This window comes from Pseudomonas sp. AC083 (assembly GCF_979253165.1).
Window position 1 is genome coordinate 1 of the sequence record NZ_CEEDDH010000268.1, and the last position, 248, is coordinate 248.

Annotated in this window: 1 protein-coding gene; it reads right to left on the bottom strand. The window is 69.4% G+C overall.

What is annotated here, in order from left to right:
* Nucleotides 1–248: hypothetical protein (locus tag AC0IXA_RS27920; RefSeq protein WP_471814981.1), on the bottom strand; the 248-nt coding region annotated here is incomplete at both ends.

The following is a 248-nucleotide window of genomic DNA, read 5'->3' on the forward strand; positions in this document are numbered from 1 at the left end:
GCTGTACGCGGCCGTCCACGCGGACGTTGCCGTCGAACGGCGCGACCCAACGGCGCACCGTGTCAAGGAGTGGCGAGTTGTCCACCTGCTGGTTGAACTGCGCGGTCTGATCGCCGACGATCTCGCCGGTCACCGCGCCGCCCCCGATCGGCACCGGGGTGCGGCTGGAGTCCGCGCTGTAGGCGGGTTGCCCATTCGCGTCCAGGTAGCCGAACAGCACGCCGCCGTTGTTCACCAGGTCGGCTATG